General features: G+C 69.9%; 18 protein-coding genes. 14 read left to right on the top strand and 4 right to left on the bottom strand.

Annotated elements, in window-relative coordinates; genetic code table 11:
• Positions 1-64 precede the first annotated feature (64 nt).
• From hemL to LUZ64_RS21380, 8 genes are all read left to right on the top strand, one after another.
• On the top strand, positions 65-1381 hold the full coding sequence (gene hemL / locus LUZ64_RS21415) for a glutamate-1-semialdehyde 2,1-aminomutase (RefSeq protein ID WP_095579503.1): 1317 nt from the start codon (positions 65-67) through the stop codon (positions 1379-1381).
• An 8-nt stretch (positions 1382-1389) separates the two neighbouring features.
• Positions 1390-2100: a histidine phosphatase family protein gene (locus LUZ64_RS21410; protein WP_095579510.1), complete on the top strand. Its 711-nt coding sequence runs from the start codon at positions 1390-1392 to the stop codon at positions 2098-2100.
• A 170-nt stretch (positions 2101-2270) separates the two neighbouring features.
• A complete protein-coding gene (locus tag LUZ64_RS21405) occupies positions 2271-3470 on the top strand; it encodes a polysaccharide deacetylase family protein (protein WP_095579504.1) in 1200 nt (399 codons plus the stop codon).
• Between the two features lie 137 nt (positions 3471-3607).
• Positions 3608-4231 carry a TlpA family protein disulfide reductase gene (locus LUZ64_RS21400; RefSeq protein WP_095579505.1) on the top strand — a complete coding sequence of 208 codons (624 nt, stop codon included), beginning with the start codon at positions 3608-3610 and terminating at the stop codon, positions 4229-4231.
• Between the two features lie 44 nt (positions 4232-4275).
• Positions 4276-5013 (top strand): cytochrome c biogenesis CcdA family protein, encoded by a 738-nt coding sequence (locus LUZ64_RS21395; RefSeq protein WP_095579511.1) that lies wholly within the window; start codon positions 4276-4278, stop codon positions 5011-5013.
• Positions 5014-5018: 5 nt separating this feature from the next.
• Positions 5019-6761, top strand: a complete 1743-nt coding sequence (resB, locus tag LUZ64_RS21390) for a cytochrome c biogenesis protein ResB (RefSeq protein WP_095579506.1) — start codon at positions 5019-5021, stop codon at positions 6759-6761.
• A complete protein-coding gene (gene ccsB / locus LUZ64_RS21385; protein ID WP_095579512.1) occupies positions 6761-7915 on the top strand; it encodes a c-type cytochrome biogenesis protein CcsB in 1155 nt (384 codons plus the stop codon). Before resB ends, ccsB begins: the two co-directional genes overlap by 1 nt.
• Before the next feature lie 85 nt (positions 7916-8000).
• Positions 8001-8525: an SRPBCC domain-containing protein gene (locus LUZ64_RS21380; RefSeq protein WP_095579507.1), complete on the top strand. Its 525-nt coding sequence runs from the start codon at positions 8001-8003 to the stop codon at positions 8523-8525.
• Positions 8526-8566: 41 nt separating this feature from the next.
• Here LUZ64_RS21380 and LUZ64_RS21375 read toward each other — a convergent pair whose 3' ends face one another.
• Together LUZ64_RS21375 and LUZ64_RS21370 are read right to left on the bottom strand one after the other, a co-directional pair.
• Entirely contained in the window at positions 8567-9994 is a 1428-nt protein-coding gene (locus tag LUZ64_RS21375; RefSeq protein WP_095579508.1) for an alkaline phosphatase family protein, read from the bottom strand.
• A 498-nt stretch (positions 9995-10492) separates the two neighbouring features.
• Entirely contained in the window at positions 10493-10816 is a 324-nt protein-coding gene (locus LUZ64_RS21370; RefSeq protein ID WP_095581182.1) for a PLD nuclease N-terminal domain-containing protein, read from the bottom strand.
• 86 nt (positions 10817-10902) lie between these two features.
• Between LUZ64_RS21370 and LUZ64_RS21365 the strand changes: the two genes are divergently transcribed.
• Both LUZ64_RS21365 and mqnP read left to right on the top strand, forming a co-directional pair.
• Entirely contained in the window at positions 10903-12360 is a 1458-nt protein-coding gene (locus LUZ64_RS21365) for a menaquinone biosynthesis decarboxylase (protein WP_095581181.1), read from the top strand.
• 76 nt (positions 12361-12436) lie between these two features.
• On the top strand, positions 12437-13357 hold the full coding sequence (gene mqnP / locus LUZ64_RS21360) for a menaquinone biosynthesis prenyltransferase MqnP (protein ID WP_095581180.1): 921 nt from the start codon (positions 12437-12439) through the stop codon (positions 13355-13357).
• A gap of 84 nt (positions 13358-13441) precedes the next feature.
• Here mqnP and LUZ64_RS21355 read toward each other — a convergent pair whose 3' ends face one another.
• Positions 13442-14506 carry a hypothetical protein gene (locus LUZ64_RS21355; protein ID WP_095581179.1) on the bottom strand — a complete coding sequence of 355 codons (1065 nt, stop codon included), beginning with the start codon at positions 14504-14506 and terminating at the stop codon, positions 13442-13444.
• A 190-nt stretch (positions 14507-14696) separates the two neighbouring features.
• Between LUZ64_RS21355 and LUZ64_RS21350 the strand changes: the two genes are divergently transcribed.
• Positions 14697-15401: a UbiX family flavin prenyltransferase gene (locus LUZ64_RS21350; RefSeq protein WP_504953719.1), complete on the top strand. Its 705-nt coding sequence runs from the start codon at positions 14697-14699 to the stop codon at positions 15399-15401.
• A gap of 3 nt (positions 15402-15404) precedes the next feature.
• Here LUZ64_RS21350 and LUZ64_RS21345 read toward each other — a convergent pair whose 3' ends face one another.
• Entirely contained in the window at positions 15405-15560 is a 156-nt protein-coding gene (locus tag LUZ64_RS21345) for a hypothetical protein (protein ID WP_170116734.1), read from the bottom strand.
• A 122-nt stretch (positions 15561-15682) separates the two neighbouring features.
• Between LUZ64_RS21345 and LUZ64_RS21340 the strand changes: the two genes are divergently transcribed.
• The 3 genes from LUZ64_RS21340 to LUZ64_RS21330 all read left to right on the top strand — a co-directional run bounded on the left by LUZ64_RS21340 (position 15683) and on the right by LUZ64_RS21330 (position 17749).
• Positions 15683-16138, top strand: coding sequence for an Lrp/AsnC family transcriptional regulator (locus LUZ64_RS21340; protein ID WP_087927490.1), 456 nt, complete (start codon positions 15683-15685; stop codon positions 16136-16138).
• 90 nt (positions 16139-16228) lie between these two features.
• A complete protein-coding gene (gene mqnE / locus LUZ64_RS21335) occupies positions 16229-17392 on the top strand; it encodes an aminofutalosine synthase MqnE (protein WP_087927491.1) in 1164 nt (387 codons plus the stop codon).
• Between the two features lie 69 nt (positions 17393-17461).
• Positions 17462-17749, top strand: a complete 288-nt coding sequence (locus LUZ64_RS21330) for a DUF4229 domain-containing protein (protein WP_095581177.1) — start codon at positions 17462-17464, stop codon at positions 17747-17749.
• Positions 17750-17987: the final 238 nt, after the last annotated feature.

Genomic DNA, 17987 nt, shown 5'->3' with positions numbered 1-17987 from the left:
GAGACCTCCCCCGTGAAGAGCGCGCGAAACGCCCGAGGGCGAGTCCCCGGCAGCCTCTGAGACCATGGCTAGCGTGAGCTACCCATATGACGCCCCAGTCTCGCAGAACCTCTTCGACCGCGCGTCTGCCGTGACGCCCGGTGGCGTGAACTCTCCGGTGCGCGCGTTCCGTGCCGTGGGCGGTACGCCCCGGTTCATGGTGTCCGGTACGGGTCCGTACCTCACGGACGCCGACGGCCGGGAGTATGTGGACCTCGTGTGCTCCTGGGGTCCGATGATCCTGGGGCACGCGCGCCCCGAGGTGATCGCGGCCGTCCAGGAGGCCGTGGCCCGCGGTACGTCCTTCGGTACGCCCGGCGAGGGCGAGGTCGCGCTGGCCGAGGAGATCGTCGCCCGGGTCGAGCCGGTGGAGCAGGTGCGCCTGGTGTCCTCGGGCACCGAGGCGACCATGTCGGCGATCCGTCTCGCGCGGGGATTCACCGGCCGGGCCAAGGTGATCAAGTTCGCCGGCTGCTACCACGGCCACGTGGACGCGCTGCTGGCCGCGGCCGGCTCCGGTGTGGCGACGTTCGGGCTGCCGGACACGCCCGGTGTCACGGGCGCCTCCGCCGCCGACACGATCGTCCTGCCGTACAACGACCTGGAGGCCGTGCACGAGGCCTTCCACGCGTACCCGGGCGAGATCGCCTGTGTGATCACGGAGGCGTCGCCGGGCAACATGGGCGTGGTGCCGCCGGTGCCGGGCTTCAACCAGGGGCTGAAGGACGCGTGCGCCAAGAACGGCGCGCTGTTCATCTCCGACGAGGTGATGACGGGCTTCCGCACCAGCAAGGCCGGCTGGTACGGCGTGGACGGGGTGAAGCCGGACCTGATGACCTTCGGCAAGGTCATGGGCGGCGGCTTCCCGGCGGCGGCGTTCGGTGGCCGGGCCGATGTGATGGGCCACCTGGCCCCGGCGGGCCCGGTCTACCAGGCGGGCACGCTCTCGGGCAACCCGGTGGCGACGGCGGCGGGCCTGGCCCAGCTGCGGCTGCTGGACGACGCGGCGTACGAGAAGGTGGACGCGGTCTCCGCGGAGGTCCGGGGGCTGGTGACCGAGGCCCTGACCAAGGAGGGCGTGGCGCACCGCCTCCAGGTGGCGTCCAATATGTTCTCGGTGTTCTTCACCGACCGCGAGGTGCGGGACTACGAGCAGGCGAAGACGCAGCAGGCGTTCCGCTTCAACGCGTTCTTCCACTCGATGCTGGCGCAGGGCGTGTATCTGCCGCCCTCCGCGTTCGAGTCCTGGTTCGTGTCGACGGCGCACGACGGCGCCGCGATCGAGCGGATCGCGGCGGCGCTGCCGGCCGCGGCGCGGGCGGCTGCCGAGGCGACGGAATGATGGACGGTATGACCAGCGATGTGAACGGGGCCCGGAGGGCCGGGGGCGACGAGCTGACCGTCGTCCATCTGATGCGGCACGGTGAGGTGCACAACCCGGAGGGCGTGCTCTACGGGCGCAAGCCCGGGTACCACCTGTCGGAGCTCGGCCTGCGGATGGCGGACCGGGTGGCGGAGCACCTGGCGGGGCGGGACATCACCCATGTGGTGGCCTCGCCGCTGGAGCGCGCGCAGGAGACGGCGCTGCCGATCGCCAAGGCGCACGCGCTGGACCTGGCGACGGACGAGCGGCTCATCGAGGCGGAGAACGTCTTCGAGGGCAAGACGTTCGGTGTCGGTGACGGCGCGCTGAAGAAGCCGGCCAACTGGAAGTACCTGACGAATCCTTTCCGTCCTTCGTGGGGCGAGCCGTACGTCGAGCAGGTCGTGCGGATGATGGGCGCGCTGGGCGCGGCGCGGGATGCCGCGCGGGGCCACGAGGCCGTCTGTGTGAGCCATCAGCTGCCGATCTGGATCGTGCGGAGTTTCGCCGAGCGGCGCCGGCTCTGGCATGACCCGCGTAAACGTCAGTGCACGCTGGCGAGCCTGACGACGTTCACCTTCAGGGGGGACAAAATCGTGTCGGTCGGCTACAGCGAGCCGGCCCGGGATCTGGTTCCCGCGCACCTTCTCGCGGGCGCGAAGCCGGTAAAGGGCGGGGCCAAGGCGTTCGGCGCCTGAGAGTAAGGCGTGGGCCTTGGATTCGCGGCCTGAAGCATAAAGTCCGGTAAGTCTCCGTAAAGACCGGCAAAAGCGCGCAACCGCTCTGCTCGGCGCGCCCTCTCACGCGATGTCGTTTTATATGGACGACAAGATGCGTAGGGGGCACGTCGAGCAGGAACGGAGACGATATGCGCGACATCAGCCGACGAGGTCTCCTCGGCATGGGTGTGGGAGCGGCCACCGCGATAGGCGTCGCCGGGTGTTCCCATTCTCCGGCCGACGTCGACAATCCTTCGGCGAAGGCGAGTCAGCGGGCCAAGGCCAGCCCGATCGGTGACGGTTCCACCGCCGACGCCGGACCGCAGCCCAACCAGCCGCCCGAGCCGGAGCGGCTGGAGCCGGGCCAGCGGCCCCCGCAGTTCGTGATCTTCTCCTGGGACGGCGCGGGCGAGGTCGGCAACGGTCTCTTCCCGCGGTTCCGGAAGCTGGCCCGGGACCACGGGGCTCGGATGACGTTCTTCCTGTCCGGGGTCTACTGCCTCCCCGAGTCGAAGAAGAATCTCTATAAGCCGCCCAACAACCCGGTCGGCGCATCGGACATCGGCTATCTGACCGACGCGCACATCAAGTCGACGCTGGAGAACCTGCGCCAGGCGTGGCTGGAGGGCCACGAGGTCGGCACCCACTTCAACGGGCACTTCTGTTCGGGCTCCGGCTCGGTCGGGAACTGGACGGCGGAGGACTGGGAGTCGGAGGTCGAGCAGGCCGTCTCGTTCGTCACCGAGTGGCGGACCAACACCGGGTTCAAGGACCTGGAGCCGCTCCCGTTCGATTACCGCAAGGAACTCGTCGGCGCCCGTACGCCGTGTCTGCTGGGGCAGGACAATCTGCTGCCGACGGCGAAGAAGCTGGGCTGGCGGTACGACGCGAGTTCGCCGGGCGGCCTTCAGATGTGGCCGAAGAAAAGGCAGGGTCTCTGGGATCTGCCGTTGCAGCAGATACCCTTCCCCGGCCATTCGTTCGAAGTCCTCTCGATGGACTACAACATCCTGGCCAATCAGTCCCGGAACACCACCCGGGGCCCCCGCTCCAACTATCCGGCGTGGCGGCAGCAGGCGACGGAATCGTACATCGCCGGTTTCGATCGCGCGTACGAGACGAACCGGGCGCCCTTCTTCGTCGGCAACCATTTCGAGGAATGGAACGGCGGTATCTATATGGATGCCGTCGAAGAGGCGTTCAAATACATGGCCGACGACAAGCGGAAGGACGTCCGGGTGGTCTCCTTCCGGCAGTTCGTCGACTGGCTGGACGCCCAGGACCCCAAGGTCCTCAGCGGGCTCCGCAAGCTCGACGTCGGGCAGAAGTGGCGGGCCCGTACCGACTGAGGCGCCGGCGGGGCGGACCCCGGTGAAAGGCGGGCGGGAAGGGCGGACGAGCCGTCGCGCGACGGCCCCCGACCCGTTCGAGGGGACCCGGAGGGGGGTGCGGAAGATCCCTAAACGGACCATGCGAAACTTTTCACATGAGTGCCTGCCGCGCCCTTCGACGCCCTGTCCCACGCCGGCGTACCACCCTGCCGGCCGTCTTCGCCGCTGTCGCGGCCATGGCCCTGACCGCCTGTGGCTCGGGCGACAACCCCAAGAGCGGGGGGCAGACGCAGTTCGTGCAGGGCGCGGGCGGCGTCAGCGTCGTCAAGGACGCGAGCACCCGTCAGGACGCCCCCGACCTCGACGGCAAGACGCTGGACGGCAAGGCGCTCGACGTCGGCAAGGAATACAAGGGCAAGATCGTCGTCCTTAACGTCTGGGGCTCGTGGTGCTCGCCCTGCCGGGCCGAGGCCAAGAACCTCGTCACGGTCGCCAAGGACTACAAGAGCAAGGGCGTGGAGTTCGTCGGGCTCAACACCCGTGACACCGACCCCGCCCCGGCGATCAAGTTCGAGAAGGAGTTCGAGGTCCCGTACCCGAGCTTCTACGACTCCGCGGGCGAGCTGCTGCTGCGCTTCCCCAAGGGCAGCCTCAACCCGCAGTTCATCCCCTCGACCGTCTTCATCGACCGCGACGGCAAGATCGCGGCGCGTGCCGTCAAGGCGCTGAGCGAGGACGAGCTGCGCAAGACGCTCGACCCGCTGGTCGCGGAGAAGTGACCTTGACCCCCCTCGCGACGACGCTGGCGGCCAACGCCGGGGACATGAACCAGACCGTCCTCACCGGGGCGCTGCTGCTCGCCCTGCCGGTCGCCGTGCTGGGCGGGCTGGTCTCCTTCTTCTCCCCGTGCGTCCTGCCGCTCGTCCCCGGCTACCTCTCCTACGTCACCGGTGTCAGCGGCACCGACATCGCCGAGGCCAAGCGCGGCCGGATGGTCGCCGGCGCCTCCCTCTTCGTCCTCGGCTTCAGTGCGGTCTTCGTCTCCGGCGGTGCCCTCTTCGGCAACTTCGGCAACGACCTCCAGCGCTACCAGGACACCATCAGCAAGATCCTCGGCGTGCTCACCATCGTGATGGGCCTCGCCTTCATGGGGCTGCTCTCCCGCTTCGGCCAGCGGGAGTTCCGCTTCCACCGCAAGCCCGCCATGGGCCTGGCCGGGGCACCGCTGCTGGGCGCCATGTTCGGCGTCGGCTGGGCGCCCTGCGTGGGACCGACGCTCGCCTCCGTGAACCTCCTGGCGATGAACCAGGGCAGCGCCGGGCGCGGCGCGCTGCTGATGTTCGCCTACTGCCTCGGCCTCGGCGTGCCGTTCATACTCGCCGCGGTGGCCTTCCGGCGCGCTCTCGGCGCTTTCGGCTGGGTCAAGCGGCACTATGCGTGGGTCATGCGGGCCGGCGGTGTCATGCTCGTCGCCGTCGGTGTGCTGCTCCTCACCGGTGCCTGGGACCACATCATCGGCCAGATGCAGGTGTGGTCCAACTCCTTCGTCCCCGAGGTCTGATCACCATGGCCAAGACAGAGACAACGCCCCCCGCCGAGGACAAGGACGTCGGCGCCGCGGGCTCCCAGCTGTCCACGGCCCCGGCCGAGGAGGCCGGGCAGGCGGTGCCGGGCTCCTTCGGCGGCGTCCGCAAGCCCGGCGCGCTGGGATGGCTCGCCTGGTCGGGCCGCGAGGCCGTCGGCTGGGTGCGCTGGATCTGGCGGCAGCTGACCTCGATGCGGGTCGCGCTGATCCTGCTCTTCCTGCTGTCGCTGGCCACCATCCCCGGCTCGCTCATCCCGCAGACCAGCATCGACGCGGTCAAGGCGGAGAACTGGCGGAAGGCCCACGAGACCCTCGCGCCGGTCTACGACAAGCTCGGGCTGTTCCACGTCTACAGCTCGGTGTGGTTCTCGGCGATCTACATCCTGCTGTTCACCTCCCTGATCGGCTGCATCGTCCCGCGCACCTGGCAGTTCGTCGGCCAGCTCCGCGGCCGCCCGCCGGGCGCGCCGCGCCGGCTGACCCGGCTGCCCGCGTACACCACCTGGCGCACCGAGGCCGATCCCGAGCAGGTGCTCACGGCCGCGGAGAAGCTGCTCAAGCGGCGGCGCTTCCGCGTCCAGCGCGCCGGTGACGCGGTCGGCTCCGAGAAGGGCTATCTGCGCGAGGCCGGCAACCTCCTCTTCCACATCTCCCTGATCGTGATGCTGGTGGCCTTCGCCTCCGGCCAGCTGTGGAAGTCCGAGGGCCAGTCGCTGATCGTCGAGGGCAAGGGCTTCTCGAACAATCTGGCGCAGTACGACGACTTCAAGTCCGGCTCGCTGTTCGACTCGGACGACCTGGAGCCCTTCAGCTTCTGGATGGACGGCTTCGAGGCGACGTACGAGCGCACCGGCCCCCAGCGCGGCACGCCCCGGACCTACGAGGCGCACGTCAGCTACCGGGAGACCCCGGGCGGCCCGCTGCGGAAGAAGACGATCAAGGTGAACGAGCCGCTGGAGGTGGCCGGCTCCAAGGTCTTCCTCATCGGCCACGGCTACGCGCCGGTCGTCACCGTCAGGGACGGCCAGGGCGACATCGCCTTCCGGGGCGCGGTGCCCTCGCTGCCGCTCGACGGCAACATCACCGAGACCACGGTCATCAAGGTCCCGGACTACCGGGACAAGGACGGCAAGCCGGACGACCTGGGCTTCCAGGGCTCCTTCGTGCCCACCCTCGACCTGTCGACCAAGTCGATGAACTCGCAGTTCCCCGCCCTGGACAACCCGCACCTGGTGCTGACCGCCTACCGCGGCAGCCTCGGCCTGGACTCGGGCCTGCCGCAGAGCGTCTACCGCCTCGACGTGGCCAAGATGAAGCAGTTCAAGACCAAGGACGGCCGCCCCTTCGCGCAGGCCCTCAAGGTCGGCGACAAGATGACCCTGCCGGACGGCGCGGGCACCCTGGAGTTCGACGGCATCAAGCCGTGGGCCACCTTCCAGGTCTCCCAGCAGCCGGGCAACGGAGCCGCGCTCGGCGGCGCCGTCGCCGCGCTCGTCGGTGTGGCCGGCTCGCTGTTCATCCAGCGCCGCCGGGTCTGGGTGCGGGCCGTGGCCGGCAAGGACGGGCAGACGGTCGTCGAGGTCGCCGGGCTCGGCCGCAGCGAGTCCGCGCGGCTCCCCGAGGAGCTCGCCGACCTCGCCGTCGCCCTGTACCCCGACGCGCCGCCCGTCACCACGCCCGACCCCGCAGATTCCGCTGATCCCTCCGAAGGAGCGCGCGCGTGATCCCCATCGCTGCCGCAGCCAACGAGAACATGGCGAACCTCAGCAATGTGCTGGTGTACTCCGCCATGGCCGTCTACACCCTGGCCTTCCTCGCGCACATCGCGGAGTGGGTGTTCGGCAGCCGCAGCGCGGTCGCCCGGACCGCCGCCGCGATCACCACCGAGGCGAAGGCCGCCTCCGCGGCCGCCCAGGGCGCCCAGGGGAGCGGCGGCACCGCCGTGCTGGAACGCCCCAAGGTCGTCACCCGCGCCGTCGCCGGCGGCCGGGACGTCCCGGACGGGCCGGGCGCCGCGGGCACCAGCGAGAAGGGCGACGTCTACGGCCGGATCGCGGTCTCGCTGACCGTCCTCGGCTTCCTGCTCCACGCGGGCGGCGTGCTCACCCGCGCGCTCTCCGTGGAGCGGGCGCCGTGGGGCAACATGTACGAGTTCTCCACGACCTTCGGCATGGTCGTGGTCGCCGTCTACCTCGGTCTGCTGGTCGCCAAGAAGAACGTGCGCTGGCTCGGCCTGCCGCTGGTCACCACCATCCTGCTCGACCTGGGCCTGGCCGTCTCGGTGCTCTACACCGACAGCGACCAGCTGGTGCCGGCCCTCCACTCGTACTGGCTGTGGATCCACGTCTCCTGCGCCATCATCTCGGGCGCGTCCCTGTGGGTGGGCGCGGCCGCCACGCTCTTCTACCTCTTCCGCAACGGCTACGAGGAGCGCCTGGAGCGGGGCCACGTCGGCACCGACGGCCTGAACCGCCTGCTGGCAGAGCTCCCGGCCAAGGGCCGCGGATACGTCCGCTTCAAGACGAAGCTCGCCAAGGGCACGGACTCCTTCGTGATGCGCCTGCCGTCGGCGGCCACCCTCGACAAGTTCGCCTACCGCATCAACGCGACCGTCTTCCCGCTGTGGACGTTCACGATCATCGCGGGCGCGATCTGGGCCGAGGCCGCCTGGGGCCGCTACTGGGGCTGGGACCCCAAGGAGGTCTGGTCCTTCATCACCTGGGTCGCCTACGCCACCTACCTGCACGCCCGGGCCACCGCCGGCTGGAAGGGCCGCAAGGCCGCCTACATCGCGCTGTTCGCCTTCGCCACGTACATCTTCAACTACTACGGCGTGAACATCTTCGTCACCGGCAAGCACTCCTACGCCGGCGTCTGAGCCACCCTTACGGCCCTCGCGCCGCGCCCACCGAGGCCCGTCCCCCGCCGTGCGGGGGGCGGGCCTCGGTGGTAGAGCTGGACCCATGGAGATCCCCTCCCTGTACGGCCGGTCCGAGAAGCGGGGCGTCGACGACCACCTGCTCCGCTACGAGCTGTCGGCGCCCTTCCCCGTGGCGGAGGTCTGGCACGCCGTCGCGACCCCCGAGGGCCTGCCCACCTGGCTGGCCGCCGCCGACCCCTTCGAGCAGCGCGAGGGCGGCGCCATCACGCTGCGCTGGCTCAACACCGACCCCGAGGGGCACGCCACGGTCGCGCCCGGCCGGGTGACCGCCTGGCAGCCCGAGCGGGTCGCCGAGTACACCGTCGACATCCACGGCCGGATCCGCTTCGAGCTGGAGCCCGCACCGTCGAGCGTCGGCGGGACGCTGCTGCACTTCACCAACGAGCTGGCCTGCTCCGAGAGCGTCCGCCTGGACTGCCTCGCGGGCTGGCACCACCACTTCGAGTACCTGCTGGAGGCGCTGGCGGGCCGGCCCGCGGACTGGTCGGGGTGGACGCTGGAGCGGTGGCGCAAGCTGCGGGCGGAGTACGAGCTGAGGGGCTCGTAGGCCGTCGCGGAACCGCTCCCTACGGGCCCGGGCGGCCGGTCTCAGCGCCTCGGGCGCGTCCCGGCCTCCTGGACGGGGAACTCCTGCGCCGCCCCCGGCAGCTTCGGCTTGGGCAGGCTCGCGACGTCCCGCCGCGCCTGCTCCAGCCGGGGGCCCGTGTCCCGGGGCAGCGCCGGCGGCGCCGCCCGGGTGCCGGAGAAGCCGAAGGCCGAGGTCAGGTCGCCGAAGGCGGAGCGCCGCCAGTCGCTGATGTTGGGCTCCTCGACGCCGGTCCAGCGCTCCAGGAAGCGGAGCACGGAGGTGTGGTCGAAGGGGTCGCCGGCCGCCCAGCCGCCGACCGTCCACGGCGAGACGATCAGGCAGGGCACCCGGTAGCCGCCGCCGATCGGCAGCCCCTTGACGAACTCGTTCGCCGTGCCCGCCGGGGGCACCGGCGGTGGCACGTGGTCGAAGAGGCCGTCGTTCTCGTCGTAGTTCAGGATGAAGACGGTCTTCCGCCAGACGTCGGGGTTGTCGGCGATGGCCTCGATCTTCTTCGCGACGAACGCGGCTCCCGCCGCCGGCAGGTGCCTCGGGTGCTCGGACTCGGCCGCGGTCGGGATGATCCAGGAGACGGCCGGGAGCCGGTCGTTCCGGGCGTCGTCCTCGAAGGTGCCCTCGGGCAGCCGGCGCATGCCCCGCTCGTACAGCGGGTCGCCCGGCCGGGCCTCCCTGAAGGCCTGGAACTGCTCCAGCATGTTGCAGCCGTAGTTGTCCTGCTGCTGGTAGACGCGCCAGCTGACGCCCTTGGCCTGGAGCCGTTCGGCGTAGGTGGTCCAGCGGTACGGCTTGGGGGCGAGGTTGTCGACGACGGGGCCGCCCCGGGTGCCGCCGGGGTCGATGGTGCCGGTCATCCAGTAGAGCCGGTTGGGCCAGGTGGGGCCGAAGACCGAGCAGAAGTAGTTGTCGCAGAGGGTGAACGCCTCGGCGAGGGCGAACTGGAAGGGGATGTCCTCGCGGGTGTGGTAGCCCATCACGTACGGGCCGTTCGCGCCGTCGGCCTTGCGGTGCGCGGGCAGCCAGCGGTCCATCCGGCCGCCGTTCCACGCCTCGTGCTGCACCGACCAGGCGTGGCTGGTGGACGGGATGGCCTGGGCGCTGGTGCGGCGGGTGTCGAGGTGGAACGGGAGCAGATAGCCCGTCGGGTTCGCCTCGTCCGGCTGGTGGAAGACGGAGCGGCCGTCCGGCAGGGTCAGGGCGTCCGGGTCGGAGAAGCCCCGGACGCCCTTGAGGGTGCCGAAGTAGTGGTCGAAGGAGCGGTTCTCCTGCATCAGCAGGACCACGTGTTCGATGTCGTTCAGCGAGCCGCTGCGGGCCGGGCCCGCGGCGACGGCCCGCCGCACGCTCGGCGGCAGCAGCGACAGTGCCGCGGCGCCGCCGACCGCGCCCGCCGCCGTGCCGAGGAGTCTGCGTCGGGTCATGTCGGGCATGCGTGCCCCTCTCCCTGGAGTCGCGTGGGCCTCAGTCTTGCCCGCAGGACTCTTCCGTCACGCCCGTGCACGGGACAGGAGGAGATGCGTGAACGATGCACCAAATGGCTGTGGAGGCGGGGGAGTTGACGGGCGGGTGCGCCCGGTGTCCGCCGTGGAGCTACCCGATCGGGCGATGCACGGCTACTCCGGACGGCCGGTCGGGCGCGGGTGCCGTCCCCCGGACGGTGGGCAGGCGGATGGTGGTCGTGCCCGTTCTCAAGGGGGGGGGGGTACGGGGTGGGGTCGGGGGCGGGGCGGGGAGGGTCCTCCGGGGCTGCATGATTTACGGCCCCTGTCACAGGAGTGATGAACCCCGAAAGTCGCCGCAAATCACGCTTTACGCCCTCTCCGGAGCCCTCCCCGCCCCGCCCCCTTCCGCCGCCGTCCTGCCGCGTGCCGGGCCGCGCGCCGGGCCGTGGGTCGGGCCGTGGGGCAAGGCCGCGCCGGGGTCCGGGCTCAGACGGTCGGCGGGGTCTCGCCCCGCGGGCCGCCCGTGTCGCCGTCCTGGTCCCGCTTGAGGGACCGGAGGAACTCGGGGTTGTCGTCGGGCGCGACCCACCGCTGCCCGCCGGCCGCGCCCCGGCCGCCCGCCGCGGCCCGCGGCCGCCCCGCGACCAGCCAGGCGACCGGCCCGATCAGCACCTCGCCGAAGAGCAGGATCACAAACACCCAAGCGATCTTCGGCAGGCCGCGGACCTCCTTCTCCGGGGTGTTCAGACAGTCGATGAAGGCATAGATCCACAACGCCAGGATCAGCAGGAACGGCAGATACCTGAGCATGGTGGCGGACTCCCCGGTGCGGCGGTACGGGCCGCTGGGCGGCCCCGATACCGGTCCAGGGTAGTGCGTGCTTGATACTGGAACGCATGGCTTACGACGATCTCCGCTCGTTCCTCCGGGCGCTGGAACGCGACGGCGACCTCAAGCGCATCAAGGCCGAAGTCGACCCGTACCTGGAAATCGGGGAGATCGTCGACAGAGTGAACAAAGCGGGTGGCCCCGCGCTGCTCTTCGAGAACGTCAAGGGCGCGGCCATGCCGCTCGCCATGAACGTCTTCGGCACCGACCGCCGGCTGCTCAAGGCGCTCGGCCTGAAGTCCTACGACGAGATCAGCGAGAAGATCGGCGGACTGCTCAAGCCCGAGCTGCCGCAGGGCTTCGTCGGCATCCGCGAGGCCTTCGGCAAGCTGGGCTCGGTGGCGCACGTACCGCCGAAGAAGGTGAAGTCCGACAGCGCCCCGGTCCAGGACGTGGTCCTCACCGGCGACGACGTCGACCTCGACCAGCTGCCCGCGCTCTTCACCTGGCCCGAGGACGGCGGCTCCTTCTTCAACCTCGGCCTCACCCACACCAAGCACCCCGAGACCGGCGTCCGCAACCTCGGCCTCTACCGCCTCCAGCGGCACGACAAGCGCACCATCGGGATGCACTGGCAGATCCACAAGGACAGCCGCAACCACTACCAGGTGGCCGCCAAGCGCGGTGAGAAGCTGCCCGTCGCGATCGCCTTCGGCTGCCCCCCGGCCGTCACCTACGCCTCGACCGCCCCGCTCCCCGGCGACATCGACGAGTACCTCTTCGCGGGCTTCGTCTCCGGCAAGCGGATCGAGATGGTCGACTGCAAGACGGTGCCGCTCCAGGTCCCCGCCAACGCGGAGGTCGTCCTGGAGGGCTGGCTGGAGCCCGGCGAGATGCTCCCGGAGGGTCCCTTCGGCGACCACACGGGCTTCTACACCCCGCAGGAGCCCTTCCCGGCCCTGCGCATCGACTGTGTGACGATGCGGCGGCGCCCGCTGCTCCAGTCGATCGTGGTCGGCCGGCCGCCGACGGAGGACGGGCCGCTCGGGCGGGCGACGGAGCGTTTCTTCCTGCCCCTGCTGAAGATCATCGTGCCGGACATCGTGGACTACCACCTGCCGGAGTCCGGCGGCTTCCACAACTGCGCGATCGTGTCGATCGACAAGAAGTACCCCAAGCACGCCCAGAAGGTCATGCACGCCATCTGGGGCGCCCACATGATGTCGCTGACCAAGCTGATCATCGTGGTGGACAGCGACTGCGACGTCCACGACCTGCACGAGGTCTCCTGGCGCGCCCTCGGCAACACGGACTACGCCCGCGACCTCACGGTCGTGGAGGGTCCGGTCGACCACCTCGACCACGCGTCGTACCAGCAGTTCTGGGGCGGCAAGGCGGGCATCGACGCGACGGCGAAGTGGCCCGAGGAGGGCTACACCCGGGACGGCGGCTGGCCGCGGATGGTCGAGTCGGATCCGGAAGTCGCCGATCGGGTGACGAAGCGCTGGAAGGAGTACGGGCTGTGACCCGTGGGCCGATGACTGTGGAGGGCGCGGCCCCGGGGTTCCCCCGGAGCCGCCCGAGCGAACCGGGGTGCGGGCTGTGACCTCTGCCGCCGAAGGGGTCGTCGGACCCGGGCCCGCGCCGGCCGGGGGCAGGGTGCGCGCCTTCCTGCGCCTCGTGCTGATCGAGCACTCGATCTTCGCGCTGCCCTTCGCCTACATCGCCTCGTTCACGGCGATGTTCCAGGAGTACGGCGACATACACTGGCTGCGGCTGCTCCTGGTGACCGTGGCCATGGTGGGCCTGCGGACGTTCGCGATGGCCTGCAACCGCATCATCGACCGGGAGATCGACGCCCGTAACCCGCGGACGGCAGGCCGCGAGCTGGTCACCGGCGCCGTGTCGGTGCGCTCGGCCTGGACCGGCGCGCTGATCGCCGTCGTGATCTTCCTGGGCGCGGCCGCGCTGCTGAACCCGCTGTGCCTGGCGCTGGCCCCGATCGCCGTCGTGCCGATGGTCGTCTACCCCTACGGGAAACGGTTCACCAACTTCCCGCACGCGATCCTCGGCCTGGCCCAGGCGATGGGCCCGGTCGGCGCGTGGCTGGCGATCACGGGCACGTGGTCGTGGGACGCGGTCATCCTGGGCCTCGCCGTGGGCGTGTGGATCGGCGGCTTCGACCTGATCTTCGCCTGCCAGGACGTGATGGCCGACCGGGCGCACGGGGTGAAGTCCACGCCGGCCCGCTTCGGCGTCCCGGCCGCCCTGTACGGCGCCCGCGCCTGCCACGCCGTCACCACGGCCCTGCTGGTCTGGTACGCGCTGGCCACGGACGCCGGGGTGTTCTTCTGGGCGGGCCTGGCGGTGGTCGCGGTGGCGTTCGTCTACGAGCACACGATCGTCAAGCCGCACGACCTGTCCCGCCTGAACCGGGCATTCTTCAGCGTCAACGGCTTCATCGGAATTGCCCTTTTCGTGTGCGCGCTGCTGGACCTGCTGGTGCGGGGCCTGACGGTCTGACGCCCGGCCGTATGTACGCCGAAGGGCGGCCCACCTCCGAGGTGGGCCGCCCTTCGGCGTATGTCACAGGAGATCGGGTGGGGATCAGATCCCCATGTCCGAGTCCTTGCCGCCGCCCATCTTGTCGCTGAAGAGCAGCATGCCCGCGCCGATCAGGTCCTGCGGCTTGAGCTCCTTGGCGCCCGTGGGGGCCTGGACCTTGCCCGCGCCGCCCTTGATGCCGAGCGTCAGCGGCAGCTCGCCCTTGACCTCGTCGTCGAGCTGCCCGAGGTCGACGGTCAGGGCGGAGACCATGCCGTCGCGGACGGCGACGTCGAGGGTCACGTCCTTGTTCTTGAGCTTGTCCAGGTCGCCGTCGACCTTGTCGGACTTGCCCTTGCTGCCCAGCTTGTCCTGGAGCGGCTTGAGGCTCTTGTTGAGGTCCTCGGCGAACTTCTTCGCCGGCACGGTGACCTTGACGTGGTCGGCGCCGTTCTTCTTGCCCGCGTCCTTGTAGGTCGCGTTGCCGTCGAGGGACTTCTGCAGCGCGTCGAAGAGCTGCTTCTGGTCCTTCGGGTCGAGCTTGCCCTTGTCGTCGGACCCGCCGTTGGCCTTGCTGAAGGCCTCGAAGGACTTCATGTCCATCGCGACCCACTCGCCCTTCAGGGCGCCCTTGACGGAGTCCATCGAGGAGGGGAGCGTGTCGGCCTTCTTGGCGAGCTCGTCGAAGTCCGGGCGGTCGGAGGACTTGCCCGGGCCCTTCTTGTCGACCTTGGCCGCCAGGTCGCCGATCCGCTTGAGGTCGGCGCGGAGGTAGACCTTGTCCGCGCCGAAGGCACGGACCTCGACCATCTGCTTGCCGTCCTTGCCGCCCAGCGCGAAGGACCCCTCGCCGTTCTCGTCCTCGGCGTCGACGTCCTTGATCGGCTTGTCGTAGCTGAGGGAGTAGGTGAGGCGCAGGTCCGCCAGCATGTCGGCGTGCTCGCGCTTGAAGTCCTTCTGGTCCTTCATCGCGGCGAAGATCTGGTCGGCGCTCGCGTTGAAACCTATCTCCGCGCTCAGCGACTTCTGCCGGCCGAGCTTGTCGAACGCCTGCTTGACCTTGGCGTCCGGGGTGAGGTTCGCGTCGCCTCCGTCGCAGGCCGCCGTGCCGGCGGTGAGAACGGCCACGCAGCCGACTGCGGCGAGAACCTTGCGCTTCCTGCTGATGATGAGCTCCCCGTGTGAGGGCCGCCCGGTGGGGCGGCCGATAAACCAACTGAATCCAGTCCGATTAATCATGTCAAAGGACTTTCCCGCCGGGTTCCCGGCCCAGGACTGCGGCGGGGACCGCCCGGCACCTGCGGCTAGGCTCGGAGCCGTGGAGCCGTACGAACACGTAACGCAACGTCAGGAACGCCGGCCTTGGGTGGTCGGTGTCTCCGGCGCGTCCGGGACGCCCTACGCGGCGGCCGTGGTGCGGGGGCTGCTGGCCGCCGGCGAGGCCGTGGACCTGGTGGTCAGCCGGGCCTCGCGGCTCACGCTGCTGGACGAGACCGGGATCTCCTTCCGGGACGCCCACTGGCGCGACGACCTGCGGAGCTGGCTGGAGCGGGGCGCCGACGGCAAGCCGCACACCTTCGAAACGGAGGTGGCGGACCCGGCCCTCGCGGACGTGCGGTACTGGGCGGCCGGCGATTTCGCGGCCGGCCCGTCGTCCGGTTCGTACCCCGCCAAGGGGATGCTGATCGTCCCGGCGAGCACGGCCTGTGTGGCCGGGGTGGCGCTGGGACTGTCGAAGGACCTGCTCCAGCGGGTGGCGAGCGTGACGCTCAAGGAGCGCCGCCCCCTGGTGGTCGCGGTGCGGGAGACCCCGCTGAGCGGCCAGACGCTCAAGCAGCTGGTGGCGCTGGACGAGGCGGGCGCCGTGGTGCTGCCCGCCTCTCCGGCGTTCTACGCGGGTGCGACGCACATCCAGGACCTCGTGGACTTCGTCGCCGGGCGGGTGCTGGACGCGGCGGGTGTGCCGCACCAGCTCTACCGCCGGTGGAGAGGGGAGCTGGGTGAAGCTCGCTCCCCGGGGTGAGGGTCAGCGCTTGCGGCCGCGGACGGTGCGGTCCGCCTTGGTCTTCGGGGCCTGGCGCTCGGCGGTGGCGGGCTGGTGGGCACCCGAGCGGTTGGCCAGGTCCTGCAGCTCGCGCATACGGGCGTAGGCCATCTCGATCGTGTACACGGGGAAGATCACTCCTGAAGGATCGTCGTTGATCTAGGGATCTGAAGAGAGATTCACAGGTCGTGAACCCCTGCATGCCTTAGATTCTACATGTAAAGCGGCGAGTTCGCTGATTATTTGAAAGGTGCCAGGTTATGGACGCGGTGGACAGGCAGCTCATCCAGGCCCTGCGGGAGAACGGCCGGGCCTCCTACGCGGAGCTGGGCCGGCTCGTGGGCCTCTCCGGGCCGAGCGTCACGGACCGGATCAACCGCCTGGAGGCGGCCGGGGTCATCACCGGCTACCGCGCGACCGTCAACGCCGCCTCGCTCGGCCTCGGCGTCACGGCGCTCATCGGCATCCAGCTCTCCGACGCGGCCGACCACGAGGACGTGGCGCGGCGGCTGCGCGACCTCGAGGAGATCGAGGACTGCTGGTTCATCGCGGGCGACGACTCGTACATGCTCAAGGTGCGCGTCGGTGACGTGGACGGCCTGGAGCGGACGATCCGCCGGCTGTCGGGGACCAAGGGCGTGAGCCGGACCCGTACGACGATCGTGCTGTCGACCAAGTGGGAGAACCGGGTCGGGGAGCTGCCCGAGGAGGTCTGACCGGGACGGGGGGCCTGGCGGGGCGGGCCGGGCGGCAAGGCGTAGGCTCGACAGGGTTGCAGAAGCGGATGTATGGGAGAGGCGGACGCAATGGACGCTGGGCTCAAGCGTGAGCTGGAGGACAAGGTCTTCGCCGGGGAACGGCTGACCCGTGAGGACGGCATCGCCCTCTACGAGTCCGACGACCTGGCGTGGCTGGGCGGTCTCGCGCACCACGTCCGCACGCGGAAAAACGGTGACGTCGTCCACTTCAACGTCAACCGTCACCTCAACATGACGAACGTGTGCACCGCGTCGTGCGCCTACTGCTCGTTCCAGCGCAAGCCGGGCGAGAAGGACGCGTACACGATGCGCATCGAGGAGGCCGTCCGCCTCGCCAAGGCGATGGAGAACGAGAACCTCACCGAGCTGCACATCGTCAACGGCCTGCACCCGACCCTGCCGTGGCGCTACTACCCGCGCTCGCTGAAGGCCCTCAAGGAGGCGCTGCCGAACGTCTCCCTGAAGGCGTTCACGGCCACCGAGATCCAGCACTTCGAGAAGATCTCCGGGCTGCCCGCCGACGAGATCCTCGACGAGCTGATCGACGCCGGTCTGGAGTCCCTGACCGGCGGCGGCGCGGAGATCTTCGACTGGGAGGTCCGGCAGCACATCGTCGACCACGACACCCACTGGGAGGACTGGTCGCGCATCCACCGCCTCGCGCACAGCAAGGGCCTCAAGGGCCCCTGCACCATGCTCTACGGGCACATCGAGGAGCCGCGCCACCGCGTGGACCACGTGCTGCGCCTGCGCGAGCTCCAGGACGAGACCGGTGGCTTCCACGTCTTCATCCCGCTGCGCTACCAGCACGACTTCGTGGACATGAAGGACGGCAAGGTCCGCAACCGCCTCCAGGCGCGGACCTCCATGGCCACCGGCGCCGAGGCGCTGAAGACCTTCGCGGTCTCCCGGCTGCTCTTCGACAACGTCCCGCACGTCAAGGTCTTCTGGGTGATGCACGGTGTGCAGACCGCCCAGCTCGCCCTCCAGCACGGCGCGGACGACATGGACGGCTCGGTCGTCGAGTACAAGATCACGCACGACGCGGACAACTACGGCACGCCCAACAAGCTGACCCGCGACGACCTGCTGGAACTCATCCGCGACGCGGGCTTCCGGCCGGTCGAGCGCAACACCCGCTACGAGATCATCCGCGAGTACCCGGGCCCGGACGCCTCGCTGCGCGAATCGCCGCAGGCGATGCGGGTGTGACCCGTGCCCTCGGGTCGTGCTTGACTGGAAGCGACCCTTTCGGTTGCCGTTGAGAAGAAGGTCCTGTCCGTGAGTAGCCAGAAGTTCGCCTCGCTCCGCTACACCGCCTCGCGTGTCGGCCTGCTCGTCGCGTGCTTCGCCGTCGTGTGGGTGCTCTGCTACTGGCACGTCATCCCGTTCGGCGCCAACGGCTCGAACCTCGTCTGGATGGTGCTGCTCGCGCTGATCCTCTCCGCGCCGCTCAGCTGGGTCCTGCTGCGCAAGCAGCGTGACGCGATGTCCGAGCAGATCGTGGAGCGCGTCGACCGCGCGAAGGCCCGGATGGCCACCAACGCCGGTCAGGAGGACGGGGTGTAACCCTCGTCACACCGCTTTGCCCGCCCCGCCGTGGAGCTCCCGCTCCACGGCGGGGCGTTGGCGTTTCCCGGGGCTTACCGGACCCCAGGAGTCCACAACTTCCCAAAGAAGAGCTTTGAGTCCCTCAAAGTTCGAGTGTTAACGTATTGGACATGAAGACAGCAGCAGCGCAGCGATCCCTCACGAGCCCCGTGCTCGTGGCGCGCCTGCACGTCGATCTTTGCCGCTGCGTCTCCGC

Source organism: Streptomyces albireticuli (assembly GCF_021228125.1).
GTDB classification, from domain to species: domain Bacteria; phylum Actinomycetota; class Actinomycetes; order Streptomycetales; family Streptomycetaceae; genus Streptomyces; species Streptomyces albireticuli.
This window is presented reverse-complemented; position numbering and strand designations above follow the sequence as displayed.